We start from the raw sequence: 26,011 nt of genomic DNA, 5'->3' as shown, positions 1-26,011 counted from the left end.
ATGAGAATATTAGGTTTGGATTATGGGGATCGAAAAATTGGCGTTGCGATAAGCGATGCTTTTGGCTGGACCGCTCAAGGGGTAGAAGTTATTGATCGTAAACGTACCAAAGATGTCGGTGCACGGATCGTAGAGCTTGTACAGGAACTTGAAGTGACCGAGATTGTTGTTGGACTACCCAAGAATATGAACGGAAGCGTCGGTCCCCGTGGTCAACTAAGTATGGAATTCGCTGAAAGTCTCAAAGAATCTGTGCAGCTACCTGTTCACCTATGGGATGAAAGGCTTACAACCGTGTCAGCTGAGCGTACGCTTATCGAGGCAGATGTAAGTCGCAAGAAACGCAAGCTAGTGGTTGATAAAATGGCTGCAAGCTTGATTTTACAAAATTACTTGGATGCCAAAAGTAAAAGGTGAGGGTGGTAAATATGGCTAAAGATCAAAATTTGCTTGAGGAAGAACCAGAAATTATTTATATTCCTGATGATGAAGGTAATGAAGAAGAGTTTGAAGTCATCATGAAATTCGAGGTTGATGGTTCGGACGCCAAATATATGATGGTCGTGCCTATGGAATCCACAGAGGACGATACCGACGAAGTATATGCGTTTCGCTATGAAGAAGATAACGATGATCTCAAACTTTTCATTATCGAAAATGAAGAGGAATGGCAGATCGTTGAAGAAACATTCAATACTTTAGTTGCTGAATTGGATGGTGAATAAGCCCATGACGGATCTTTCTGCGAGTAACGTCAAGTTTACGTCAAGATTGCTAGAAGCTTATGGTCTGTTGATTGAACTAACGGATGAACAGAACGAAGTCACTGTTTATCGTATTGTCAGTGAGTTTCAGATAGACACAGGAACTTATGCAGTCTTGCAAAAAGATACGGTTATTCCTGAAGACAACGTCGAGATTTTAAAAATCATTGATGATGCAGATGGACAACCTGAACTTGTGACTATTGATGATGATGATGAATGGGAAGATGTAGCCGAGCTATATGACGAACTGACATTACCGTTTGAAGATTAATCACGGATGCAGTACAATATGCACAATTATCTTCCAAAAAGAGCGGGATCTATTCCGCTCTTTTTGGCTGTAAAAGGAGCTGTTATATTCATTGCGCAGACGAGGTAGGGCAGGGATATGGATAATATTGATTGTTCTTATTGTGATTGCAGCAGGTATTGGCTACGGTTGGAATGCCATGCAACCTACAGCAACATCAGATCAAGTCGTTCCATATACATTAAAATCAGGAACAAGCAAATCAACCGTAGCTGAAGAATTAGCTCAAAATGGATTGATCAAAAATGCGTTGGCTTTTAAAGTCTATTTGAAATTAAATAGTGAAGGTAGCGAATTCAAAGCAGGTGATTATGAGTTCACGCCAGGTCTAACATATGCTCAAATCATTACGAAGCTGAATAACGCAGATGTTGTGGTGCCCAAAACGATGAAATTTACGATTCCTGAAGGTTATACCGTGACACAGATTGCGGATAAGTTAAGTGAAGCGGGATTTGTAGATCGTGATGCTTTTATGAAATTGGTTGATGATCCTTCATCCATGAAGCTTGCTCAAGAATTGAAAGTTCCTACTGGAGACGGCATTCTTCATCCACTGGAAGGGTATTTGTTCCCGGCAACCTATGATTTACCGATAGAAAGTACAGAATCCGATATTATCGCTAATATGTTGTTAGCCACACGCACCAAGCTGCGTTCAATTGATAATCTAGATGCTCAGCTCAAAGAACGCAATTTGACGGTGCATCAGCTGTTAACAGAGGCCTCTCTTGTTGAACGTGAAGTTGTCGTTCCAGAAGAAAGAGCTCAGGTTGCAGGGGTAATCGATAATCGTCTGAAGCAAAATATGAAGCTCCAAATTGATGCAACTGTGCAATATGCCCTAGGCAAGCAAAAAGTCCGACTGTTATACTCAGATCTTAAAATAGATAGTCCTTACAACACTTACTTACATGAAGGGTTACCACCAGGTCCGATCGCGAATCCGGGTCTAGATGCGATCAAAGCAACACTGGCACCTGAAGCTTCAAAATATTTATATTATGTGACCAAAAAAGACGGTACAGGCGGGCATTTATTCGCTCAAACGTATCAAGAACATCTCAAAAATATCGAAACAAGCAAGAGTACAGCCAAGTAAGGCTGTGTGGGAGGCGGCTTCAAGATGAATACAAAACCTGAATTGTTGGTTACAGCATCTTCGCTGGAAGAATTATATCGTTTGGCAGAAGCAGGAGCAGATGCTTTTCTGATCGGTGAAGAACGTTATGGAATGCGATTGTCTGGGGAGTTCAAAGTAGAAGATATTGCACAAGCAGTAAATTATGCGCATGAACATGGCAAACGTATTTATGTAGCCGTCAATAATTTAATGACCAATGAGCTTTTAGAAGATTTACCAGAATACATCAAACAGCTGACAACGTTACAAGTAGATGGGATTGAATTTGGCGATCCCGCTATCGTAGCATTGGCTCGTGAGCATGCGCCTGGAATAGCGTTACACTGGAATGCTGAGATGACTTCGACCAATGCAGTGACAGCGAACTACTGGGGCCGTAAAGGCGCTACAAGAGCTGTACTGGCACGTGAACTCAATATGGATGAGATCACAGGTATGATCGGCAAACTAGAAGTGGAAGCGCAAGTGCAGGTACACGGGATGACGAATATTTATCATTCTAAAAGACGCCTAGTCGGTAGCTATATGCAACATCAGGGTAGACCTGTGGATGGTAATGATCTAGGTCTGCAACGTGGATTGTTCCTGATTGAAGCCGAACGTCGGGATGAGACATTCCCTATCTATGAAGATACCAATGGAACGCATATTATGAGCTCAGAAGATGTATGTATTCTGGAAGATTTACACTTGCTGATGGAAGCAGGCGTTCAAAGCTTCAAAATCGAAGGCATTTTAAAATCAATCACTTATAACGAAACAGCGGTCCGTATGTTCCGTCAAGCGATTGATCGGTATGCTCAAGATCCAGAACAATATGAATTTGATGAGTCATGGATGGATGAGATTCGTCGTATACAAGATCCTGAACGTGAATTGTCATTTGGTTTCTTTTATAAAGAACAAGTATTTTGATTGCAGTGTAGATGGAATGATTGAAAAAGGGGGGCTTTCCATGTCAACAACGGAAAAACCAAAGTATTATGGTAAACGTCATCGTCTAGCCAAACCTGAATTGTTAGCACCTGCTGGTAATTTGGAAAAACTGAAATTTGCGATTCACTATGGTGCAGATGCAGTCTATATTGGTGGACAAAAATACGGTCTTCGTTCGAATGCAGATAACTTCAGCTTTGAAGAAATGCGTGAAGGGGTCGAATTTGCAAATCGTTACGGTGCTAAAGTATTTGTAGCTACCAATATTTATGCTCATGATGAAGATATTGCAGGTCTTGAAGAGTATTTGTGCAAATTAGAAGAAGTAGGCATCTCTGCGGTCATCGTAGCAGATCCTGCGATTATTGAAACAGCACTACGCTGTGCACCCGGTCTTGAAGTCCATTTGAGTACACAGCAATCCACATTGAACTGGCAAGCGGTGAAATTCTGGAAAGAAGAAGGATTACCACGGGTTGTATTAGGACGGGAAACAAGCTTTGCTGAAATTGCTGAGATCAAAAAACATGTAGATGTTGAAATCGAAGCCTTTATTCATGGAGCGATGTGTTCTTCTTTTTCAGGACGCTGTGTGTTATCGAACCACTTTACAGATCGTGACTCTAATCGTGGTGGATGTTGTCAGTCTTGTCGTTGGAAATATGATCTATTCGAAGATGCACGTTCAGAACAAGAATGGGTATCAGAAGAAGATACGGCTGATCAACAAATGTTGCAATCCTTTAGTCTGGGCGTGAATCAGAAACCACTTTATGAAGAACAAGATTCTGCGTTCTCTATGGGTTCCAAAGATTTGTGTATGTTAGAGCATATTCCTGATCTGATTGAAGTCGGTGTAGATAGCTTCAAAATTGAAGGGCGTATGAAATCGATCCATTATGTAGCGACTGTGGTGAATGCGTACCGTCAAGCAATCGATTCATATATGGCTGATCCTGAGAATTATGTGTTGAAGCCAGAATGGTTGGAAGATATTAATAAAGCAGCGAATCGTCCACTAAATACAGGATTTTTCTATGATACACCTGATCATGAAGATCATATCTATGAAGCAGAAGAAAAAGCAGTTCCTTATGATTTTGCAGGCTTAGTACTGGATTATGATGAAACAACAGGAATCGCAACGGTGCAACAGCGTAACCATTTCAAACCAGGACAAGAGATCGAATTTTTTGGACCGAATCAAATGTTTTTCAAACAAACAGTCGGTCAATTGTGGGATGAAAATGGCAACGAGTTAGATGCTGCACGCCATCCATTACAAAAAGTGAAAATGAAAGTCGATCATCCTGTTCGTTACTTTGATATGATGCGTAAAAACAACACCAAACAAAGCAAATCAGCTGTTAAAACAGCAGTCACAGTATAATTTAAGTTATAAGAAAATAATGGAATCATTTACAATCTTATAAGGTAATAAGGTCTATTATACCGCATAGTATAATAGACCTTATTTTTTTGCGAAAAAGGGTTCAAATTTCCTGGTTTATAACCGATAATGGAATCAAGAGCATTCGAAATGCTTATTTTTTGTTTCGTTTATAAGGTGAAGCAGGGATAAAACAAGTAGGATTACATAAAAACCTGTATGCACACGAAATCTAAAACGGCGGTGAAGATTATGGGGTTATTGCAGAAAAAAGGTAAGTCAAACAGCAAAACAACACTTCCAGACACCAAGAAGCTTGAAAAAGAACAAAAAAAGAAATTGAAAAGTGAGCGTACAGGTCTAGCGAAAAAGGCTAATGAAGTTGCTCAGAAGAAATGGTTTAAACCAGAAAAGAAAGCGAATACACAACAACCTTCTATTCTCCCCACGACAGCAAAACATTCTCGTACACTACCCAAATGGGCGAAAATTCCCAAAATTCCTAAGTTCTCAAGTAACTATTCAAACTCATCAAATGATCCATCTGTACCCACTAATCGCTGGGGTAGATTAAATCCAGCAAAATCGGTAGGCATCAAATTATTTCTTATCTTTTTTATTGCTATTATGTTGCTAGTGGTATCGTTAGGAACGTTCTCGTATCTGATAGCAAAAAGTATTATCAAAGAAAATGCAGCTATCGGTAATGAACAGACGATTATTCAAACAGGTGAAAAACTTGATGTGATTTTGGGACAACTGGTGAATTCATCTACTCAAATCTTTTTCGATCCTAATATGCAAGATCAGTTAGTGAAGTTATCTACAGCAGGTATAGACGATTTTGAGAAATTCCAAGCGGTCAATGCAATTACAAGTAATCTACAAAATCAACTCAACTCATTAGATGCTATCGATTCAATTTATATTATTCCAATGAATAAAGCAGTGAATATTGTAGGAGCAGGGGTACAGATTCCGGCAGAGGATGAAGTACGTAATACAGCCTGGTATAAAGAATTAGAAAGTGGCAACGGTGTGATGCAGTGGGTACCTACCATGGAAATGCAAGGCACTGTCAAAAACTTCTTATTCGCACGTGCTGTCCGTACGACCAATACTTCTGATTCGTTTATTTTTGTAATCAGTGCCAACAGTAAATTGATCGAAGATCAGATTGCTAATGTAAATATGGGTACTGGAGGTCGTGTTGATCTTATTGGTGGTGCGACAAATACGGTCGTTGCTTCCACAAATAATGCAGATATTGCAACACCATCGAATTACAGCTTTTTACCTCAATTGACAGAGAAAAGCGGTAGAGTAGAAAATAGTGATGGTCAATCGCCTATTTTGATCGCATATAGTACACTTCAAAATTCAGATTGGAAATTAGTAGGGACAGTACCGATTAATGAACTGGTATCTAGTGCCAAACCGATCTTAAATATGACTTTGATTTTCGCTGTGATTGATGCTGTATTTGCTGTATTAATCGGTATCTTTATTATTCGTATTATTGCGAAGCCGTTACAGAATTTACAACAACTTATGCGTCAGGGTGCACAAGGTAAATTGAATGTTCGGACGACCCATAAGTCTGAAGATGAGATTGGACAGTTAGGTTCGGCTTTTAATGAAATGATGGAAAACATTACGAATCTGGTTAAGCAAACGAATCAATCGGCGCAAGAAGTATTAGGTACAGCCACAATTCTTAGTAATGCTTCCAAACAGACAGCTACATCAGCTAAAGAAATCGCTGTTGCTACTGAAGAAATCGCAAATGGTGCAGGCAGTCTTGCTCTTGAAGCAGAACGTGGTACAGAACTTGCTGATGGTATTATGGGTCAAATGAATAAAGTAATCAGTGCTAACAACGAAATGGGTGCTTCTGCTCATGATGTGGAACAAGCTAGTGAAACAGGTGTTCAGCATATGGAGAAATTACTTACTCGCACGCAGACTACAGAAGATATGATTCGTTCGCTTGGCGCTCGGATCGACTCATTACAACAAAGTACGTCTTCTGTTCAACAAGTGCTTGAGGTAATGCAGAATATTACCAAACAAACGAACATCTTATCTCTTAATGCTACGATTGAAGCCGCTCGTGCTGGAGCAGCCGGTAAAGGATTTATGGTAGTTGCTGATGAAGTACGTAAGTTAGCAGAGCAATCACGCGAATCTATTCTCATGGTTGGTAAAATTACCACCAATATTCAGCAGGAAATGGAAGAGACGATTAAAGTTCTGAATGATGCCTATCCGTTATTCAAACAACAGACAGAAGCGGTTAAAGATACAACGACTATTTTCGAATCGGTTCAAGGACAAATGTCTGCTTTTGTTACCAAGCTAAATTCAGTTACAGATTCGATTAATGAGCTTAGTCAGGTGCAAAATACGATGTCTGAAGCGATGAGTAATGTAAGTGCGGTTGCAGAACAATCTTCTGCTACATCACAAGAAGTGGCTTCTCTAAGTAATGAGCAACACAATGTAAGTAGTCAACTGGTATCATTGTCAGGTCAATTGGAAAATGTATCGCTTGATTTGAAAGAAACGATCTCACGGTTTACGGTGGAAGAAGACGCAGGAGATGCAGATGCGTTGCAATCGTCTATAGATCCATTTACAGAAGTGAATGAAGCACAAGAATCACAGCAAGAAGAACAACCAGAAGCACAAGTTGAAATAGAGCACGAGCAACCAGAAGCAACACATACTGAAGCAGATGCAGAGCAAGATACAACTTCAGACAAAAAAGAACAATAGATTTTAAAAAAGCCAAAAAGCCGAAGCCCTGTATTCAATACGGGACTTCGGCTTTTTTTGGCTAGCATACCTATTTATCATTTATTGTACAGGTGGAGCTGGATCATCTTCTTGTATCGGTTCAAATTCTTCTTGTGGAAGTCGGATCCACCGTTGTAGATATCCTTGTAACCATAATTCTTTTAACAAGATAATCAAGATCGGCGACAATACTAAGCCCACCACACCAAAAATAGATAAAGAAATAATCATTGCCGATAACATCAAATATGCTGAAGAAATGCCAATCGAATTTCCTGTGATTTTGGGTTCTAATAATTGACGGGTTAACATCACAACCACTAATAAAACGATCAATCCGATCGCAAGCCCTGTCTCACCAACCACAAATAGATACACAATCCAGGGAATAAAAATAACAGGAATACCGAGTAATGGCAAAATATCAAATGCTGCACTGAGTAACGAAATTGAGAAAGCATTATTCACGCCCAAAATAAGCAATCCTATGTACACCAATACAAAAGTAATCATCACCATGATGAATTGTGCTTTAAGATAAGCACCGATAGCATAGAAAACATGTTCTTTTAAAAAGAAATAAGCTTTTTTGAGTGTGTTCGGTGTTCTTTCGGTAGCTACACGTCGCCAGAGATTGATTTCAGCACTCAAAAAGAACGCTAAAATAATACCTACAGCAAAGTTAGCAATAAACGTAGAAAATGAGCTAAGCCAGCCTAACACATAGTTGAATGCCGCTTTACCCCAAATGGCTAAGTTTCCTGTAAAGATCGCAAAATATTCATTAATCCGCTGTGTCACATTGTCTGGTAAGGTATTCATTTCTTGATGCATCAATGTAGTTAGTCGTGTGAAATGACTTTGAATAATCTTAGCATATTCAGGCAAATTATCTGCAATCTGAGCAGACTGTGATATAAAGATAAGTCCTGCACCAAACAATGCGCCAAGTAAAAATAATACAAAAGTAAGAACAGCTATCGCTGAGCAGACCATTTTGGGTAATCCACGACGATGAAGAAACATGGCAAAAGGTTCGATTAAAGCAAAAATAATAAAAGATAAAAAGATAGGCGCAGCAATATGATATAGCTTGCTTGCGAGTAATAGCACTAGATATACCGTCAAAATCACAATGCCAATATCAAAAGCAGTTCGCCAGTATTTTTTGTACAAAGGAAGCATAAGCGTACTAAATCTCCTTTTCTAACATAGTATACAAGCATTTTATAAGCGGGCTTGGATCACGTCAACAAAAAAAGGAACTGCCCCTGAGGACAGTTCCTTTTGAGTTATAACGAATATTCAACAATCTATTGAATATGCAGATGACTATATTTTCATAACTCCGCCCATACTTGCATTGGTTACAAGTTTGGAATAACGAGCTAGATATCCTGTTTTTACTTTAGGTTCAAATTCAACCCAGCCTTTACGGCGTTCAGCAAATTCTTCTTCACTGATATGAAGTTCAATTTTGCGTTCGTTCAGATCCAGTTCAATAATATCTCCATCATTTACGAAAGCGATAGGTCCACCTTCAGCAGCTTCTGGAGAGATATGACCAATACTGATACCACGAGAAGCTCCTGAGAAGCGTCCATCTGTGATTAGACCGACTTTGGCACCAAGACCCATACCTACAATTTGAGAAGTAGGAGCAAGCATCTCTGGCATACCAGGGCCGCCTTTAGGACCTTCATAACGGATAACAACGACATGTCCTTCTTTCACATGACCGTTAGCAATTCCGTACAACGCATCATCTTGTGAATCGAAGCAGATTGCAGGGCCTTTATGATATCCGCCTACAGAAGCATCAACAGCACCGACTTTGATAATAGCACCTTGTGGAGCCAAATTACCAAACAATACGGCTAGACCGCCACGCTCAGAGTGAGGATTATCAATTTTGTGGATAACTTCAGTATTTTGAATTTCTTGTCCTTCTACATTCTCACGAATCGTTTTACCTGTAACGGTAATACAATCTGGATGTAGAGCACCTGGTTTTTTGAGCAATTCATTCAACACAGCACTTACGCCACCTGCCAAATGAACATCTTCGATATGCCAGTCAGAAGCTGGAGCCAATTTCGCCAAATGAGGTACACGGTTAGCGACTTCATTGATGCGTTCGATTGGATAGTCGATACCTGCTTCTTGAGCAAGAGCCAATGTATGAAGAACTGTATTTGTAGAACCACCCATCGCCATATCCAAAGCAAATGCATTATCCAATGCTTCTTTAGTTACGATATCACGAGGTTTAAGGTCTAATTTGATCAATTCCATTAATTGTGTAGCTGATTTACGAACAAAATCACGACGATCTTCAGACACTGCAAGAATTGTTCCGTTACCTGGCAAAGCAATACCCATTGCTTCTGCTAGACAGTTCATCGAGTTCGCTGTAAACATACCTGAACATGATCCACAAGTTGGACAACCAAATTGTTCTAGTTCAAGCAGACTTGCATCATCAATCTTACCAGCTTGGTAAGCACCTACACCTTCAAATACAGATGTCAGGGAAATCGAACGACCATTTTTGTCTTTACCGGCTTTCATCGGTCCACCACTAACAAACATTGTAGGGATGTTAACACGAAGAGCACCCATCATCATACCCGGTGTGATTTTGTCACAGTTTGGAATACAGACCATGCCATCGAACCAGTGAGCGGCAACAACAGTTTCAAGAGAATCAGCAATGATTTCACGACTCGGTAACGAATAACGCATACCGATATGTCCCATTGCGATACCATCATCTACGCCAATCGTATTAAATTCAAACGGAACGCCGCCTGCTTCACGGATCGCTTCTTTTACGATTTTACCAAACTCTTGTAGATGTACATGACCCGGTACGATATCAATATAAGAGTTACATACCGCGATAAACGGTTTACCAAAATCTTCTTCTTTAACGCCTGCGGCACGAAGTAAGCTACGGTGTGGTGCACGGTCGAAACCTTTTTTGATCATATCGGAACGCATTTTTTTGCCCTTGTTGACTACCATGGTGTCGATTTCCCCCCAAATATATAATAGTAAGCTTTGAAGCTTTAGCGCGTTGTAACGCCAAAGGTAAAAGCTAAAAAAGTCTTGCATAACGTAGTATAAATATACAAATTACGCGGAAGTTTTCTATAGAGTCTATCATATATGTTAGCTTTTTTCTAGCGAATATACATTAAATCTGTAGCAAAACAAAACGAAATAAAAAAGATGGCACAAAAAAAGCAGACATTCCACCATTAATGGAAATGTCTGCTTTTTATGGTATTAACGGCTGCCGCCCTTTTTGCCAATTTCTCTATAAAAATCTTTGTCGTGAGATTCGGAAGTGGCTTCTCCGCCTTTTTTACCGATTTCTTGATAAAATTCTTTATCATGAGACTCAGAAGTGGCTTCTCCACCTTTTTTGCCGATCTGTTGGTAGAATTGTTTATTATGTTTTTTGGAGGTTGCCTGGCCACCCATACGACCTGCTTCTTCACGACTCATTTTGCCGTTGTTGTTATTATTCTGTGCCATCACCAAATCACTCCTTATTTATATAAGTGTAAGCATGGAATGCCATGTATACTTAAACCTTACTTACCCGTCTTGTTTAGAGTGAAACGAATAATTAGGAATGAGTTGGAAAAAATTATACGATAATAGCAGAAAAAGAGTATGAATCGATCTATATTTTCGTTGTTATGTGTATATATTCCTTATAATTGGTCATTAGGATTGCTTTTGAAATAAAGTATGTCTTTGAACATAATGGATCATGGAGTAAAGCGGTTGAGGAATAGAAGGCTCGACTAATCGTGAAGTCCAATGTTTAACCTGCGGTTGAGCAAGTAATACCGCTATAAGAATGGCGAAGACCAATAGGATCACTATTTCCAAAGGTGTATTGAACTGATGTAAAATGCCCGTCGTTTCTATCGCTCTCACCAAAAGTCCATGCAATAAAAAGACATATAATGTACGTCTACCAAGTTCAGTTATATAGTGAGCACCGATAGGAACCAGAGCAAGAAAACCTATAGAAGCGACACATTGCAACATATACATACACAATCGATACAACATACCTGTCCATGAATTTACGCCCAATTGCACAAATGTCTGATTACCATAAAACCATCCTATAACGAGCGGTAGGTTCAAATCAAAAAATAAAATCATGAATGCGATAGAGCCTATAGCAATTGAGCGCCGATAATGTTGAAAAAACGATATTATTTTATCCACATGTAGATGGTATCCAACAATAAAGAAAGGGAAATAAATCAATGTTCGGGACAAAGCAAGCCATACTCCATCTACAGGAAGTAACCCTACACTTAATCCAAGTGCTAAAGATACAATCAATTGTTGCTTGAATGTAAACATACGTAATGAAATCAATAACAAACGCCAGACGATATGCCCTGCTAAAAACCAGAGTAACAAATAAGGAGCAAAAAACGAATGCGTAATATGAGGAACACGGAAAATCGTATAATCAAGCACAGAATAGATACTTTGAAATAATATATATTGTAGAGCAATATGACGTAACATTTGGCTACCTGCGGGTCCATGTAGATTAAAGCGAGCAAAATAACCAGTCACCAACACAAATAAAGGCATATGGAATGAAAAAATCCATACAAATAAATGATGCGCTGCTATCGATTGTTGAATAAGCGGTTCTAGTAAGTTACCTGCTACCACACAGACTATGAGCAAAAAACGTATATTTAAAAAGTAGGTTTCTCCGATCGTATTCAATGGATATTTATTGATTTTAAGCGGAATATTCATACATTGTTCCTCCTGTTAGTGATGATGAAATGCTTCGTCCTATCCCTCTGAAATGTATTATTTTAAGCGTGATATAAAGGTTACTTTAAAAGTAAAACAAAAAACTTTTTAATATTGTGATTTAATTCACAATTGAAAATGGTATCTATCGTTAAAATTGTGTATATATGATGAAGCTATGTCATTGACAACAAAGAAAGCGGTTGCGACAATGGTAAATATGACCAGCTACATATTAAGCATGATTTTGTATGCGACTCAGGAGGCTGAACAATGAACAATCAACACACTTACCCGGAAGTGGTCACTTTTGGGGAGTCTATGGGATTGATGACTGCGGATGATTCACGTGGTCTGGAGTATGCTGCCCATCTTAATAAGTCATTTGGCGGTGCTGAAAGTAATCTAGCGATAGGAATTGCTCGCTTAGGGCATTCGGTAGGTTGGTTTGGTCGTCTTGGGGCTGATCCTTTAGGACGCATGATCCAGAAAGCGATTCGTGGTGAAGGCGTAGATGTGTCTCGCTCAATATTAGCAGAAGGAGAACAGACGGGACTGATGTTACGAGAAAATGTATCCGGTCATGCTTCGGTACATTATTACCGCAAACATTCAGCAGCCAGTCGAATGATGCCAGAAGATCTGGATGCTACGTATATCAGTCACGCTAAAATATTGCATGTTACAGGCATTACAGCAGCGATCAGTGAATCTGGACTGGCGACTGTACAAAAAGCAATCGAGATCGCTAGAAATGCAGGCGTTAAAGTCTGTTTTGATCCTAATTTGCGTCTGAAATTATGGAGTATCGAACAAGCTCGCCCAGTATTACTACGGCTTGCCGAACAATGTGATTACTTTTTACCGGGCTTGGACGAACTAAGCTTGTTATATGAAACAGAAGATGAAACACAGATTTTTGATCGTCTCAATCAACTATCTGCTGTCTGTATTGTCAAAGGTGGTCCTAATCTAACCTATGTGCTGAATCAAGGTCAGAAGTTAGAAGTGCCTTATTTCAAAGCAGAACGTGTACTCGATACTGTAGGAGCAGGAGATGGCTTCTGTGCTGGTTTTATCGTTGGATTGTTACGTGGCTATGAAGTGACTGAAGCTGTACGTCTGGGCAACCTCAACGGTTCTATGGTTATACAGGCTGTAGGCGATTGGGAAGCATTACCGACGCATGAGCAAGTGGAAGCGAAGTTAAATAATAAAGTTCATATCGAACGCTAAACTAACCTACTAAAGGAGCACTTAACGATGAAAAAATTACAATTATTACAAAAGATATTAGATAACGGTGTAGTTGCTGTGTTACGCGGAGACTCGGCAGATCAAGTCTTTACGATGGCAGAACAAGCGATTGCAGGTGGGATCAAAGTTATCGAGATCACTATGACTGTTCCTGGCGCTCTCAAAGCGATTGAGAAATTAAGCCGTATGTATAGCTGGAAAGCAGATGTAGCTGATAACTTTGCGATTATTGGAGCAGGAACTGTATTGGAACCACAGACAGCACGCGCTGCAATAATGGCTGGAGCAGAATTTGTAGTCGGGCCTTCTTTGAATCCAGAAACGGTTAAAATATGCAACTTGTATCGTGTACCTGTATTGCCCGGCGTAACGACACTAGAAGGCATACAACATGCACTTGAGCTAGGTGTTGATATCGTTAAATTATTCCCTGGGAATCTATACGATCCTTCCATTATCAAAACATTAAAAGGACCTATGCCTCAAGCGAATATTATGCCTACAGGCGGTGTATCTTTGGATAATCTAGGAGAATGGATCAAAGCTGGAGCAGTAGCAGTAGGGATCGGTTCGGATCTCACGACAGAAGCACTCAAAACAGGGGATTATGGTCTGGTACGTCAAAAAGCAGAACAATACATGGAAGCTTTCTATCAGGCTAAGCAGCAGTAAGGCTTTAGTCTTCACGAAAAATGCAGACGTGTGCATAAAATAAAAGTACTTTAAAAATAAATAAGTCTAAATCAAAAAGTAACAATGAATCCTTATTCTAAGTATATGTAGAAAAGCCAGTGTTTATACTGTGCTCCAAAAAATGATATAATCACATAAGAAGCAGCCTGTTGTCCTGCGAAGGAAACGGGCTGTTGCTTTATACTTATACAGTGCTAGGATGCAGGTGGAAGGGGACTCATAGATTTATGTTTAGAAAGAATCGTAATCAATTTGCAAGTTATGGTCGTACACGGAAGAGAAGTCGTGCAGGGACGATCGGTAAAGTATTACTCGTGATTCTGATTGTACTTGTGATTGCGGCAGGTGCAGCAGCATGGTATGTATTTACACCTTATACACCTAGCAGTCAGGCTCAACAAGCTCTGGTCTCAGGAACAGATAAGATATCCGTTCAAGACACAGAAGATTGGATTGCTTTTAGCAATGCCAAACCTAAAGGAAATAGCGTTATTTTTTATCCGGGGGCACGGGTAAAGCCAGAAGCATATAGCTTACTTGCTCATGATCTAGCGAAAAATGGACACACCGTATATATTATGAAATTACCGTTCAATTTTGCATTTTTCAAAACGGATGCAGCGCAAGCAGTGATTGATCGTCATCCAGATGAGAAATTTGTTATTGGAGGTCATTCATTAGGTGGAGTTTTTGCTGCTCGTTATGCAGCTAGTCATTTAGATCATATTGCAGGTGTATTCTTCTTAGCTTCTTATCCAGAGCAAAAAGGAAGTCTGCAACAAACCGATATTCCTGTATTGTCGATCACCGCTTCTAATGATGGTTTGCTCAAAAAAGATACGTATGAAGCAGCACGAGCTTTTTTACCAAAACAAACGGTTTATTATAGTATCGAAGGCGGTAATCATGGTCAATTTGGTAGCTATGGTGAACAAAAGAATGATCTTCCTGCTCAAATCGACGCCGATGAACAACGTAAACAGACGGTGAATACGATTCTAGGATGGATGAAAGAAATTCCGGCTACAAAGGCTTCTACTAAAAAATAAATGATTTGCTAGCTACGCATATCGTATGTATACATTATAAATATAGGTTAGATCACGGTCACTAAAGGAGTACATGTCAATGGTGCTTTTACAAATAGGTACACAGCAAATACGCTGTAATGCTGTTTTATTTGATAAAGATGGGACATTGTTTGATTTTATGCAGTTATGGGGATCATGGGCGGAGCATATGCTTCAACAGATCGAACAGTATTTGCAATCAAGTGGTCATACCTTTACCGGAGATCATGAACATGTATTTGGAACTCGTTACGATGCTCAAGGTGTATTGAATGATTATGATCGTCAAGGTCCATTGGCAATGGCTTCTGTAGAAGAATCGACAGCGATACTGGCATGGCAATTGTATGCTGCGGGAACACCGTGGGATCAAGCTATTGCTCGTATTCGTCAGTTCAGTGAGCTTGCTATGCAATCTATCGAAAAGGAACGTCCGGTGCAACCATTGCCCGGACTGCTTCCATTTCTAGAACAATGTGTATCTGCGCAGCTTCCACTGGCAGTCGTAACAGCCGATTGGACATCTGAAGCGGTAAAGCATCTACGTTGGAGTGAATTGGATTCTTACTTTGATTATGTGATCGGTAGTGATCAAGTACAGCAGAGTAAGCCAGCACCGGATCTAGTGTACTTAGCCTGTGAACAACTAGGCATATCGCCTGCTCATATTGTGTTAATCGGAGACAGCAATGCAGATATGCAAATGGGCAAACATGCCAATGTCGCCTGTTGTGTCGGTATCAGTTCTTCTGTAACATCTGCACAGACCGAATTACCGGATGCAGATCTAGTGATTACTCATTACGATCAGCTTCGTATCATCAAATGATAGATTGTAAACTTGCGCTTTTACTTTATAGATAAAGATTCAATAGAGAGGAGCATCATTATGGATAAAATCGAACAATTAACCACATGGTTACAACAATCGCAACGTATTGTGTTTTTCGGTGGAGCAGGCACATCAACCGAAAGTGGTATTCCTGATTTTCGCTCGGCACAAGGATTGTATAGTGAAAATGGTAAAAGAGGATATTCGCCTGAAGAAATGTTAAGTCGTTCTTTTTTTGAAAAAGAAACGGAATTGTTTTTTGAATTTTATCGCAGTAAGTTGATCCATCCACAAGCTAAGCCTAATCCAGTGCACAATGTATTAGCCCTTTTGGAAAAGCAAGGTAAATTATTGTCTATCATTACGCAAAATATAGATGGTCTGCATCAGATGGCAGGTAATCAGAAAGTGTTAGAATTGCATGGTTCGATTCATCGGAATTACTGTACGACATGCAGACATTCTTATACATTAGACGATGTACTGGCTCAATCAGGAGTCCCGCGTTGTCCGATTGATCAAGGTGTCATTCGACCGGATGTGGTGTTGTATGGAGAATCCTTAGATCAAGATGTACTTGAGCAAACGGTAGAAGTATTATCACAAGCAGACCTATTATTAATTGGAGGTACATCGCTTACAGTCTATCCAGCAGCCGGATTGGTTTCTTATTTCCGTGGTCAACATACGGTACTGCTCAATGCTTCACCGACAGGTCATGATCGTCATGCTGATTTATTGATTACAGATCCGATGGGTAGTGTGATGGAGCAAGTACAACAACGTCTTTAATCAAATAAAAGTAACATGAATTTATTTGCATAATGGTAACGCTTACGATATGATTTGTGAGATGTGAATATATCTATTTTGCTTGAAGAAGGGTAGGGATTTATTGTGGTCTATGTAGCTTCAGAAAAGCGTTATGAAGAGATGAAGTATAATCGTAGTGGTCGTTCAGGTTTGAAACTGCCAGCGATTTCACTAGGATTATGGCATAATTTTGGTGGAATTAATGTGTATGAGAACAGTCGTGAGATGATCACACGTTCTTTTGATATAGGTATTACGCATTTTGACTTGGCTAACAATTATGGCCCACCCGCAGGTTCAGCAGAAGAAACATTCGGACAAGTGTTGAAGCAAGATCTTGCTGCTTATCGGGATGAGATGATTATCTCGACCAAAGCAGGTTATTATATGTGGCCAGGTCCTTATGGCGAATGGGGTTCTCGCAAAAACTTGTTATCCAGTCTTGATCAGAGTCTGAAACGGATGAATGTCGATTATGTTGATATTTTCTACTCTCACCGCTTTGATCCAGAGACTCCGCTTGAAGAAACGATGATGGCATTAGACTATGCTGTACGTTCAGGTAAAGCTTTATATGCAGGAATTTCTAGTTATTCCGCAGAACAGACAAGGGAAGCGGCATCCATTTTGAAACAATTGGGCACACCACTTACGATTCACCAGCCTAATTATTCTATGGTCAATCGCTGGATTGAAGATGGATTGCAAGATGTGCTTGAAGAAACAGGAACAGGTAGTATTGCGTTCTGTCCACTTGCACAAGGACTACTGACTAGCAAATATTTGAACGGTGTACCAGAAGATTCACGTGCAGCTGGTTCTTCTGTCTTTTTAAGTGAAGATTCGATTACACCGGAAAGTATTCGTAAAGTACAAGCTCTGAATGAAGTTGCTTCAGAGCGCGGACAAAGTCTAGCTCAATTAGCATTAGCATGGGTATTACGTGGTGGTAAATTAACGTCTGCGCTTATCGGTGCTAGTCGTGTTTCTCAGATTGAAGAGAATGTAGCTGCGCTGAACAATCTTGATTTTACGCAAGCTGAATTGGATCGTATCGAGTCGATTTTGCAAACAGACGAATCTAAGTAAGCTGTAATAATAGCAGAATACAATCAGTATTCTTCATTTTTAAGTCAAAAGGTTTTAGAGCGTGGTTACGTTCTAAAGCCTTTTTGCTGTATATTCTTAACCCCTCTGTGCAAAACAAAGATAGCCAATACAATCAGTATCATTCCCATCCAAGCAGGAGCTGTATGACCGAGTAAAATATAAATTTGCCCTCCAATAAGTGGCCCGATCATTCTAGCCAAAGCTTGGATCGATTGGCTTCCTCCTTGAACTCTGCCTTGTTCGCTTGCATCTACAGATTTGGAAAGCATACCGTTAAATGCAGGTCCGAAGAGCGAATCACCACAACCAAATACAAACATTCCTGCGATAAAAAGAGGATAATAAGTGAATCCAATCGACACAGCAATAAGTCCATAACCGATAATTTCAGCCATCATTCCCAGTGTAGCGATTTGTTGATCACTGTATTTTTTCAGAAGTTGAGGCATGATTAGACCCTGAGCAATAATATCTTGAACACCCAGAATCGAAAACATTAGCCCAATCAATACCGGTTTCCACTGAAATGTATCTATCGTCAATTGAGAAAAAATGGCTTGTAAAGATCCATTCGGAATCCAGAGTAAAAAAGCAGCTATTAATAATCGACTCAAGTATTTCGTAGACAAGAGACTAGCCAGTTGAGCAAAAGGATTTAACTTTTGAAAGGTCATCTGTGATTGTCTATGTTGCGCTGCAAGACTTTCTGGCATAAAAAAGTATCCATACAACATATTCAATAACGTGATAACAGCTCCAAAATATAAAGGAAATGTGTAATCAAATTTGGCAAGTATTCCGCCTAATGTGGGACCAATTACTGTAGCTACACCTACAATAGCGCCTAACCAGCCAAAATATTTGGTGCGTTGTTGAGGGGGAATAATATCTGCAAAGTAAGCAAAGATCGTACTGATACTTCCACCTGTTATCCCTTCAATGATACGCCCAACGAACAATACCCATAATGCTCCTCCAATGCCGAAAATCAAATACCCGACAGCTGAACCGAATAGACATAATAATAGTATAGGACGACGACCATATTTATCACTTAATGCTCCAAGTACAGGGGCGGCTAGAAATACACAAAGAGCATATACAGACATTAATAGCGTAACCATAATCGCTTGATCTGCTGAAGAATGAACATAAGGTTGAACTAAAAAAGGAACAACAGGCGCTATAATACTGAACCCAATGCCGCAAAGAAAGACAGAGATTAATCCAAAGCGTAAAGCGTGTTTATTTACCTGTGGTTCGGGATGTTGTGAATCATGGGGTGTTGATGTAGACAAAAGTCATCTCTCCTTATTTTCATATTGATTCCTAGGAAACAAATTTATCATATTATCATTTTGTTTCCTTGTCAACAAAAATAAAAATACAAAAAAGACAACTCACTTATGATCAAGAGTAGTTGTCTGAGCTCTATCTTATTGTTTGATCATCGATCGGTTTATTCAGACTTTGGATCATGATCTAACTTTTTAATTTCATCATCCAAATGATTACTGTATTTTTCTATAAAACGAAGCATATTTTCAAATTGTTCATCAGTTACTTGTTCAAATACAACTTGATCTCGTTCTTCAAATTCTTGGTGCAATTGCTCATGCATATGTTGGATTTGGATTCCTTGTTCTGTAAGTTTGAAATAAATTTCTTTTTTATTATCAGGTTTCTGATAGCTTTCGATCAGTTGTTTGTCGATCAGTTTTTTAGTGATTTTGCTTATCGCACCTCTGGTCATATAAAGTGATTCTGCCATCTTGGTTACATTTGCATCGGTATGGTTCCCAATATATTCGATACAGTGTACTTCAGAAGGTTTATAATCAGTAAGGCTACTTTCCATTTTGAGCTTATTCAACCAGACTAGTTTACTAAATAAATCTCGGAAATGGGTAAGTACCTGTTCTTTTTTATTCATCTTTCAGTTCCTCCTCCGATTATGATAGTGATCCAGACTACATTTCAACATTAGTGATGTTTGTATTGATGAACAGAAGCACGATATCCGGTAGGCGATACTTGATAAAACCGTTTGAACTGTTTAGAAAAATAAAGAGCATCAGTTAAGCCAACAGAAGCTGCAATCTGCTGGGTAGACAACTCGGGACGCTCTCGCAACAATTGACGTGCTTTATCTATACGTAATTTGAGCAGATACGTGATGGGTGTCATACCTGTTTCTTTTTTGAAAATGCGGGACATATATGCTCGATTATACCCGAGACTGTTACACATATCTTCGATCGATACAGGATGCGCATACTGACTGGACATGTAATGAATCATTTGTTTAACGATACGGCGGGTCATTGATTGAGTTCCAGGCAATACAGCTTGTTGTATCATCAAGTCACTGGTCTCCGCTAGAATCAGATGCAGATAACCGAGTGCAGCTAGATCAGAACTTTCTTTTTGACTGGCAAATGACACAAGTAATTGTTCTAAATACGTACCGATACGTTCTTGCTCACCTGTCCGAGCAATAGGAGAATGAAGCGTAAAACCAACCTTTTCAATCATTGTCGCTGCTTCCTGTCCAGCAAAAGCAATCCAGCGATAATGCCAGGGTTGTTGTTGATCGGAAATATAGCTGACCAATTGCCCAGGATGAATCAGAAATAAATCACCTTGAGATAAACGGTAGGCTCGCTCCTCGGTGATAAATTGACCGTGTCCGCTTTCAATATAATGGAGCAGATAATAATCATATATTTTGGGACCAATACGGTGATCAGGTGATGTCTGACTTTCACCAGCAAACAATACATACAAAGCTCCTTGGTCATGAAAAATAGGATTAGGTGAAACTTGATACGTTTTGGCATTTGTCATCACTATGCACTCCTTAAGGTGAAGTTTATTGCCGAAGTCACATTTGTCCATATAGATCACACATCTATTCATTACATCTTATGATATTCATATAGTATACTTAGTTCAAGCCAAACATTACATCATATCTAAATATGATAGTAAATAAAGGCGAAAATCATATGTATTTTCACATATACTAGCATGTAAATAGTACTGATCTAGTATATAAACAACTAACAATATTTAACATCAGGTCACATCGATACTGCTTAAGATTATGGTTTTATGTTGAAGTAGCGACTTTTTTAGACATGGATTGATTTGGCACATGTTCTGTTTATATACTCTTCACAAAAGAGAGTTACACTAGATAACATCATATATACTACTATTAGGAGGCGAATAAAATGGCAATATTAGTCACAGGTGGAGCAGGTTATATCGGATCACATACAGTAGCTGATTTATTAGAACGTGGAGAAGAAGTAGTGGTGATTGATAACTTATTAACAGGTCATCAAGAAGCACTTCTAGGTGGCAAATTCTATGAAGGTGATCTACGAGATAAAGAATTACTAACTCGCATTTTTGCTGAAAATGATATTACAGCAGTAATCCATTTTGCAGCAAGTTCACTGGTTGGTGAAAGTATGCAGAATCCTTTCAAATATTATGATAACAATGTCTATGGTGCAATGTGTCTACTGGATGCGATGCAACAAGCAGGCGTGAAAAAAATCGTATTTTCTTCAACAGCAGCAACTTATGGTGAACCGGAAAAAGTACCGATTGAAGAAAGTGATCGTACAGAACCTGCTAACGTGTATGGCGAGACCAAGTTAATGATGGAACGCATGATGAACTGGTTCGATAAAGTACATGGTATTCGTTATGTAGCTTTACGTTACTTTAATGCAGCAGGTGCACATACAAGTGGCAAAATTGGAGAAGATCACCGTCCAGAATCACATTTGATCCCGTTGGTATTACAGACAGCATTAGGTCAACGTGAATTTATCTCGGTCTTTGGTGAAGATTATCCGACAGAAGATGGTACATGTGTACGTGATTATATTCATGTCAGCGATCTAGCAGATGCGCATATCAAATCTGTAGAGTATCTGAACAATGAAGGTGCAAGTAATGTGTTCAATCTAGGTAACGGTCAAGGATTCTCTGTAAAACAAGTGATTGAGACCGCAGTCAAAGTCACAGGACGCGATATTCCGGTCAAATTCGAAGCACGTCGTAGTGGTGATCCAGCAGTCTTGGTGGCTTCTTCGGATAAAGCACGCTCTGTACTTGGGTGGAAGCCTTCTTACAATCAATTAGAAGATATTATTAGTGGTGCATGGCAATGGCACGAATCTCATCCACAAGGATATGGTAACCATGAGTAATCCAGTAGAACGTACAGCTGAACAAAATAGCGCATTACTTGCAATCGATGAACTGATTAAGTTCGCTTTTGATAAAGGGTTAATTAAAGGAGCCGATATCGATTACGGACGAAATCTATTGTTAAAACAATTCCATTTCGATGAACCTTATAATCCAGATGTACCGGCAATTCATATGGTCGCTCAGGGACAAGCAGCGGCTGAACCACAAGTGATGTTGGATACATTGATTGATTATGCACATAGCATCGGATTATTGGTTGAAAATACAGATACGTACCGGGACTTAATGGATGCAGAGATTATGGGATTATTGATGGCACGTCCATCTGAAGTCACTGGAGATTTCTTTGATACGTTAGATCGGGAAGGTATTGAATCTGCGACAAGTGAATTTTATCAGTTATCGATCAATTCCAATTATATTCGGATGGATCGTGTCTCCAAAAATGTATACTGGAAGCAACCAAGTGCATACGGAGAAATGGAAATAACGATTAATCTGTCCAAACCTGAGAAGTCGTCAGCTGAAATTGCTTTGGCTAAATTAATGCCACCACCATCGTATCCTAAATGTCAGTTGTGTCGTGAAAATGTAGGTTATGCAGGACGTATTAATCATCCAGCCCGCCAAAATCTACGTGTTATTCCGCTTCAACTGAACGGAGAATCGTGGTTGTTCCAGTATTCACCTTATGTGTATTACAATGAGCACTGTATCGTATTCCATCATGATCATGTACCGATGAAATTAACAAAAGATACATTCCGTCGTTTGCTTGATTTTGTCGATGAATTCCCGCATTATTTCTTGGGATCGAATGCAGATTTGCCTATCGTAGGCGGTTCAATTTTGACACATGATCATTTTCAGGGTGGACGACATACGTTCCCGATTGAACGAGCTACTGTGGAAGAAGTATATGGTCATAATGTTCATGATGATATTACATTAGAACTGGTAAATTGGCCGATGTCTGTGGTGCGATTGCGTGCGAATAATTCATCTTTATTATTGAACTCCGCGAACGAGATCTATGAAGCATGGAAATCCTATAGTGATGCCGAAGTTGATATTTTAGCGTCAACGATTCAAAATGGAGAATCGGTTCGTCACAATACAGTGACACCGATTGTTCGTCGTCGTGATGGTCAATATGAGATCGATCTTGTATTGCGTAACAATCGTACGAATGAACAGTATCCAGATGGGATTTTCCATCCTCATCCGGAGATGCACCATTTGAAGCGCGAAAATATCGGTCTGATCGAAGTCATGGGATTAGCTATTTTACCAGGTCGTCTTAAAGAAGAATTGGATCAGATTGCTTCGATTTTAACAGGAGATATCGCTTTGCTGGATATGATTAGACAACAATCGAATCATCCATTAGCGATTCACTTGCTTTGGATTGAGCATCTGGTTGAAGCATACGGTAATGATCTAGATCATGATCAAGCCACGTTAACGATTCAAAATGAAGTCGGTACCAAATTTGCTGAAATTCTTGAACATGCAGGCGTATATAAACGCAATGATCAAGGTCGTAAAGCATTCCGCCGCTTTGTTACACGAATGAATTATCATCTGAAAAGTTAAATATGATGCTAGTCAATCTACTATCTCTGGGTAATGATAAGAGGTAGTAGATTTTTTTATACAAATTTGGGTAAATATAATTGTACGAAACCAATGTTAAAAGCATTTTGATCGGGAAACTTTGTTTTTAGCTGTATAAGGTATATAATTGTAAAGGGCTGAGGAACAGTAACTTACTTATAACTTATTACAGCAGATATCCTACAGTTTATATTTGGATATACACTTATATCGAATAGAGAAGTATCACTTCATCTATGAATCGTTTTATTCCAAGGAGGAATTTTCCAATGAAATCATTTGAATTTTATAATCCAACCCGTCTTATTTTCGGTAAAGGTCAACTTGAAAAGTTGAAAAGAGAAGTAGGTAACTACGGTAAAAACGTATTGCTTGTCTATGGTGGAGGTAGTATCAAACGTGCAGGTCTATACGACAAAGTGATCGGTTATTTGAATGAAGCAGGAGCTAACGTTACAGAACTTGCTGGTGTAGAACCAAATCCACGTTTGTCTACTGTACACAAAGGTGTAGATTTATGTAAAACGAATAACATCGACTTGATTCTTGCAGTTGGTGGCGGTAGTGTACTTGACTGCGCCAAAGCGATTGCTGTTGGTGCAAAATATGATGGCGACATGTGGGACTTTGCACAACGCAAAGCAGCTCCTACCGATGCATTGCCATTAGGTACAGTATTAACTATGGCAGCAACAGGTTCAGAAATGAACAGTGGTTCTGTGATCACTAATACCGAAACACAAGAAAAATTAGGTTGGGGTAGTGCATATTCATTCCCTGCATTCTCTATTCTTGATCCTGAAAACACCTATTCATTGCCTAAAGATCAAACGGTATATGGTGTTGTAGATATGATGTCTCACGTATTGGAACATTATTTCCATGCTGAGGAAAATACAGATATTCAAGACGGATTCTGTGAATCTATTCTACGTGGTGTTATTGATGCAGGACCTAAATTAATCAATGATTTGCAAAACTTTGAATTACGTTCAACAGTGATGTATGCAGGTACAATGGCATTAAACGGTGTTGTTAATATGGGTTACAACGGAGACTGGGCAACTCATAATATTGAGCATGCGGTATCTGCTGTATACGATATTCCTCACGGTGGTGGACTTGCGATCTTGTTCCCGAACTGGATGCAACATAATTTACATGTGAATCCTGCTCGTTTTGCTAAATTAGCCGTTAATGTATTCAATGTAGATCCAACAGGTAAGAGCGATGAAGAAGTGGCTAATGAAGGTATTCAAGCATTACGTGACTTCTGGACTTCAATTGATGCACCTAGCCGCCTAGCAGACTACGAAATTGACGATAGTCAAATCGATGTTATGGTAGACAAAGCGATGAAATTCGGCGCATTCGGTAACTTTAACAAATTAGAAGCAGAAGATGTGCGTAAAATTTACAGCATGTCTCTATAAGTTCTCTATTTTTGAATACAATCAGTAAATATATAAGCTGCTTATTCCTATCAGTAATGATAAGGAATAAGCAGCTTTTTTTGTCTATATCGTAAAAAATTGAAACTTTACTTACCATCAATACGTAAATATAGGTATAACGCCAAAAAATGGTGGATTAAAGCAGAATATCGCTTTTTTTCGCTAAATAGAAGAAAGGAGCGAACAGAAATGGAAACGCTATTTTGGATTTGCTTAATCACCGGTGCACTTTATGCATTGTTCAGTCTGTTATTTGGTGACTTGCTTGGTGATGCGCTAGGTGGGATAGACTTACCAGGGTTTGATCTGTTTAAGCCTGTTATTTTAGCAGCAGCCGTTACATTGTTCGGTGGAGCAGGGATCATGTTAGTACGTTACAGTTCGTTCGCTCCTGTAGCTGTTGTACTGCTTGCATTATTGATTGCTGTTGTCGGAGGAATGTTTGTATTTTTTGTATATGTCAAACCGATGGAAAATAGTGAGGTTTCAAACAGTTACTCCATTCAAGAAATGATTGGTCGTATTGGAGAAGTCACAATACCTGTTCCACAAGTAGGATACGGTGAAGTGATGATTAAGCTTACAGGTGGCAACACGTTACATATTGCATACAGTTTTGATCGTTGTGCACTCGCCGCCGGTATGCGGGTAGTGATCGTAGAAGAACAAGAAGGAACATTAGGTGTGTCTTTATTAGAAGATTCCATATGATTGGCGTTAGAACAGAAGCAGTATAACAGCTTTTTGAAAAGGTAGCCTAAATCAGACCAAAAGGGG

At 39.4% G+C, this 26,011-nt stretch carries 24 protein-coding genes; 17 read left to right on the top strand and 7 right to left on the bottom strand.

Features of this window, described 5'->3' with window-relative positions; all coding sequences use genetic code 11:
- The 7 genes from ruvX to PO903_RS22080 all read left to right on the top strand — a co-directional run bounded on the left by ruvX (window position 1) and on the right by PO903_RS22080 (window position 7,325).
- Window positions 1-417 carry a Holliday junction resolvase RuvX gene (gene ruvX / locus PO903_RS22110; protein ID WP_069329189.1) on the top strand — a complete coding sequence of 139 codons (417 nt, stop codon included), beginning with the start codon at window positions 1-3 and terminating at the stop codon, window positions 415-417.
- A gap of 11 nt (window positions 418-428) precedes the next feature.
- Window positions 429-725 carry a DUF1292 domain-containing protein gene (locus PO903_RS22105; RefSeq protein ID WP_069329190.1) on the top strand — a complete coding sequence of 99 codons (297 nt, stop codon included), beginning with the start codon at window positions 429-431 and terminating at the stop codon, window positions 723-725.
- Between the two features lie 4 nt (window positions 726-729).
- Entirely contained in the window at window positions 730-1,038 is a 309-nt protein-coding gene (locus PO903_RS22100; RefSeq protein ID WP_069329191.1) for a DUF1292 domain-containing protein, read from the top strand.
- 91 nt (window positions 1,039-1,129) lie between these two features.
- On the top strand, window positions 1,130-2,179 hold the full coding sequence (gene mltG / locus PO903_RS22095; protein ID WP_273594589.1) for an endolytic transglycosylase MltG: 1,050 nt from the start codon (window positions 1,130-1,132) through the stop codon (window positions 2,177-2,179).
- A 24-nt stretch (window positions 2,180-2,203) separates the two neighbouring features.
- A complete protein-coding gene (locus PO903_RS22090) occupies window positions 2,204-3,136 on the top strand; it encodes a peptidase U32 family protein (RefSeq protein ID WP_273594588.1) in 933 nt (310 codons plus the stop codon).
- Between the two features lie 40 nt (window positions 3,137-3,176).
- Window positions 3,177-4,547 carry a peptidase U32 family protein gene (locus PO903_RS22085; protein ID WP_273594587.1) on the top strand — a complete coding sequence of 457 codons (1,371 nt, stop codon included), beginning with the start codon at window positions 3,177-3,179 and terminating at the stop codon, window positions 4,545-4,547.
- Between the two features lie 252 nt (window positions 4,548-4,799).
- Window positions 4,800-7,325, top strand: coding sequence for a methyl-accepting chemotaxis protein (locus PO903_RS22080; protein WP_273594586.1), 2,526 nt, complete (start codon window positions 4,800-4,802; stop codon window positions 7,323-7,325).
- 81 nt (window positions 7,326-7,406) lie between these two features.
- On the opposite strand, the gene PO903_RS22075 is transcribed toward PO903_RS22080, so the two are convergent.
- The 4 genes from PO903_RS22075 to PO903_RS22060 form a co-directional block, all read right to left on the bottom strand.
- Window positions 7,407-8,531, bottom strand: a complete 1,125-nt coding sequence (locus tag PO903_RS22075) for an AI-2E family transporter (protein ID WP_273594585.1) — start codon at window positions 8,529-8,531, stop codon at window positions 7,407-7,409.
- A 147-nt stretch (window positions 8,532-8,678) separates the two neighbouring features.
- Window positions 8,679-10,349 carry a dihydroxy-acid dehydratase gene (gene ilvD / locus PO903_RS22070; RefSeq protein WP_204824905.1) on the bottom strand — a complete coding sequence of 557 codons (1,671 nt, stop codon included), beginning with the start codon at window positions 10,347-10,349 and terminating at the stop codon, window positions 8,679-8,681.
- A gap of 288 nt (window positions 10,350-10,637) precedes the next feature.
- Window positions 10,638-10,889, bottom strand: coding sequence for a KGG domain-containing protein (locus PO903_RS22065; protein ID WP_137223524.1), 252 nt, complete (start codon window positions 10,887-10,889; stop codon window positions 10,638-10,640).
- Window positions 10,890-11,084: 195 nt separating this feature from the next.
- A complete protein-coding gene (locus PO903_RS22060) occupies window positions 11,085-12,155 on the bottom strand; it encodes an acyltransferase family protein (protein ID WP_273594584.1) in 1,071 nt (356 codons plus the stop codon).
- Between the two features lie 273 nt (window positions 12,156-12,428).
- Here PO903_RS22060 and PO903_RS22055 point away from each other — a divergent pair, with 273 nt between their 5' ends.
- From PO903_RS22055 to mgrA, 6 genes are all read left to right on the top strand, one after another.
- The gene (locus PO903_RS22055; RefSeq protein WP_273594583.1) at window positions 12,429-13,391 is read left to right on the top strand and encodes a sugar kinase; all 963 of its coding nucleotides are present in this window, start codon (window positions 12,429-12,431) and stop codon (window positions 13,389-13,391) included.
- 27 nt (window positions 13,392-13,418) lie between these two features.
- Window positions 13,419-14,084 carry a bifunctional 2-keto-4-hydroxyglutarate aldolase/2-keto-3-deoxy-6-phosphogluconate aldolase gene (locus tag PO903_RS22050; RefSeq protein WP_069329200.1) on the top strand — a complete coding sequence of 222 codons (666 nt, stop codon included), beginning with the start codon at window positions 13,419-13,421 and terminating at the stop codon, window positions 14,082-14,084.
- A 248-nt stretch (window positions 14,085-14,332) separates the two neighbouring features.
- Window positions 14,333-15,154 (top strand): alpha/beta fold hydrolase, encoded by an 822-nt coding sequence (locus PO903_RS22045; protein WP_273594582.1) that lies wholly within the window; start codon window positions 14,333-14,335, stop codon window positions 15,152-15,154.
- Window positions 15,155-15,233: 79 nt separating this feature from the next.
- On the top strand, window positions 15,234-16,004 hold the full coding sequence (locus PO903_RS22040) for an HAD family hydrolase (protein ID WP_273594581.1): 771 nt from the start codon (window positions 15,234-15,236) through the stop codon (window positions 16,002-16,004).
- A 60-nt stretch (window positions 16,005-16,064) separates the two neighbouring features.
- Entirely contained in the window at window positions 16,065-16,799 is a 735-nt protein-coding gene (locus PO903_RS22035) for an NAD-dependent protein deacylase (RefSeq protein WP_137223310.1), read from the top strand.
- A gap of 105 nt (window positions 16,800-16,904) precedes the next feature.
- On the top strand, window positions 16,905-17,909 hold the full coding sequence (gene mgrA, locus PO903_RS22030) for an L-glyceraldehyde 3-phosphate reductase (RefSeq protein WP_273594580.1): 1,005 nt from the start codon (window positions 16,905-16,907) through the stop codon (window positions 17,907-17,909).
- Window positions 17,910-17,974: 65 nt separating this feature from the next.
- Here mgrA and PO903_RS22025 read toward each other — a convergent pair whose 3' ends face one another.
- The 3 genes from PO903_RS22025 to PO903_RS22015 all read right to left on the bottom strand — a co-directional run bounded on the left by PO903_RS22025 (window position 17,975) and on the right by PO903_RS22015 (window position 20,780).
- Entirely contained in the window at window positions 17,975-19,228 is a 1,254-nt protein-coding gene (locus PO903_RS22025) for an MFS transporter (protein WP_273594579.1), read from the bottom strand.
- A gap of 161 nt (window positions 19,229-19,389) precedes the next feature.
- On the bottom strand, window positions 19,390-19,863 hold the full coding sequence (locus PO903_RS22020; protein WP_273594578.1) for a MarR family transcriptional regulator: 474 nt from the start codon (window positions 19,861-19,863) through the stop codon (window positions 19,390-19,392).
- Window positions 19,864-19,913: 50 nt separating this feature from the next.
- Entirely contained in the window at window positions 19,914-20,780 is an 867-nt protein-coding gene (locus PO903_RS22015; protein ID WP_273594577.1) for an AraC family transcriptional regulator, read from the bottom strand.
- 386 nt (window positions 20,781-21,166) lie between these two features.
- Between PO903_RS22015 and galE the strand changes: the two genes are divergently transcribed.
- The 4 genes from galE to PO903_RS21995 all read left to right on the top strand — a co-directional run bounded on the left by galE (window position 21,167) and on the right by PO903_RS21995 (window position 25,945).
- Entirely contained in the window at window positions 21,167-22,159 is a 993-nt protein-coding gene (gene galE, locus PO903_RS22010; protein ID WP_273594576.1) for a UDP-glucose 4-epimerase GalE, read from the top strand.
- On the top strand, window positions 22,152-23,759 hold the full coding sequence (locus tag PO903_RS22005; protein ID WP_273594575.1) for a UDP-glucose--hexose-1-phosphate uridylyltransferase: 1,608 nt from the start codon (window positions 22,152-22,154) through the stop codon (window positions 23,757-23,759). The genes galE and PO903_RS22005 overlap by 8 nt, the downstream gene beginning before the upstream one ends.
- A gap of 290 nt (window positions 23,760-24,049) precedes the next feature.
- Window positions 24,050-25,213 (top strand): iron-containing alcohol dehydrogenase, encoded by a 1,164-nt coding sequence (locus tag PO903_RS22000; RefSeq protein ID WP_069329210.1) that lies wholly within the window; start codon window positions 24,050-24,052, stop codon window positions 25,211-25,213.
- Between the two features lie 210 nt (window positions 25,214-25,423).
- Window positions 25,424-25,945: an NfeD family membrane protein gene (locus tag PO903_RS21995; RefSeq protein WP_273594574.1), complete on the top strand. Its 522-nt coding sequence runs from the start codon at window positions 25,424-25,426 to the stop codon at window positions 25,943-25,945.
- Window positions 25,946-26,011: the final 66 nt, after the last annotated feature.

The sequence above is a fragment of the Paenibacillus sp. PK4536 genome (assembly GCF_028594455.2).
Taxonomy (GTDB): domain Bacteria; phylum Bacillota; class Bacilli; order Paenibacillales; family Paenibacillaceae; genus Saccharibacillus; species Saccharibacillus nuruki.
Note: the sequence above shows the minus strand (reverse complement) of the source record. Positions and strands in the feature narration are given on the sequence as shown.

Coding starts and splice junctions, on each gene's coding strand:
- PO903_RS22000 (WP_069329210.1), top strand. CDS start 24,050: ATGAAATCATTTGAATTTTATAATCCAACCCGTCTTATTTTCGGTAAA.
- PO903_RS22105 (WP_069329190.1), top strand. CDS start 429: ATGGCTAAAGATCAAAATTTGCTTGAGGAAGAACCAGAAATTATTTAT.
- PO903_RS22060 (WP_273594584.1), bottom strand. CDS start 12,155: ATGAATATTCCGCTTAAAATCAATAAATATCCATTGAATACGATCGGA.
- PO903_RS22055 (WP_273594583.1), top strand. CDS start 12,429: ATGAACAATCAACACACTTACCCGGAAGTGGTCACTTTTGGGGAGTCT.
- PO903_RS22005 (WP_273594575.1), top strand. CDS start 22,152: ATGAGTAATCCAGTAGAACGTACAGCTGAACAAAATAGCGCATTACTT.
- PO903_RS22075 (WP_273594585.1), bottom strand. CDS start 8,531: ATGCTTCCTTTGTACAAAAAATACTGGCGAACTGCTTTTGATATTGGC.
- PO903_RS22040 (WP_273594581.1), top strand. CDS start 15,234: ATGGTGCTTTTACAAATAGGTACACAGCAAATACGCTGTAATGCTGTT.
- PO903_RS21995 (WP_273594574.1), top strand. CDS start 25,424: ATGGAAACGCTATTTTGGATTTGCTTAATCACCGGTGCACTTTATGCA.
- PO903_RS22045 (WP_273594582.1), top strand. CDS start 14,333: ATGTTTAGAAAGAATCGTAATCAATTTGCAAGTTATGGTCGTACACGG.
- PO903_RS22090 (WP_273594588.1), top strand. CDS start 2,204: ATGAATACAAAACCTGAATTGTTGGTTACAGCATCTTCGCTGGAAGAA.
- PO903_RS22020 (WP_273594578.1), bottom strand. CDS start 19,863: ATGAATAAAAAAGAACAGGTACTTACCCATTTCCGAGATTTATTTAGT.
- PO903_RS22100 (WP_069329191.1), top strand. CDS start 730: ATGACGGATCTTTCTGCGAGTAACGTCAAGTTTACGTCAAGATTGCTA.
- PO903_RS22050 (WP_069329200.1), top strand. CDS start 13,419: ATGAAAAAATTACAATTATTACAAAAGATATTAGATAACGGTGTAGTT.
- PO903_RS22065 (WP_137223524.1), bottom strand. CDS start 10,889: ATGGCACAGAATAATAACAACAACGGCAAAATGAGTCGTGAAGAAGCA.
- ilvD (WP_204824905.1), bottom strand. CDS start 10,349: ATGCGTTCCGATATGATCAAAAAAGGTTTCGACCGTGCACCACACCGT.
- PO903_RS22085 (WP_273594587.1), top strand. CDS start 3,177: ATGTCAACAACGGAAAAACCAAAGTATTATGGTAAACGTCATCGTCTA.
- PO903_RS22080 (WP_273594586.1), top strand. CDS start 4,800: ATGGGGTTATTGCAGAAAAAAGGTAAGTCAAACAGCAAAACAACACTT.
- PO903_RS22035 (WP_137223310.1), top strand. CDS start 16,065: ATGGATAAAATCGAACAATTAACCACATGGTTACAACAATCGCAACGT.
- galE (WP_273594576.1), top strand. CDS start 21,167: ATGGCAATATTAGTCACAGGTGGAGCAGGTTATATCGGATCACATACA.
- ruvX (WP_069329189.1), top strand. CDS start 1: ATGAGAATATTAGGTTTGGATTATGGGGATCGAAAAATTGGCGTTGCG.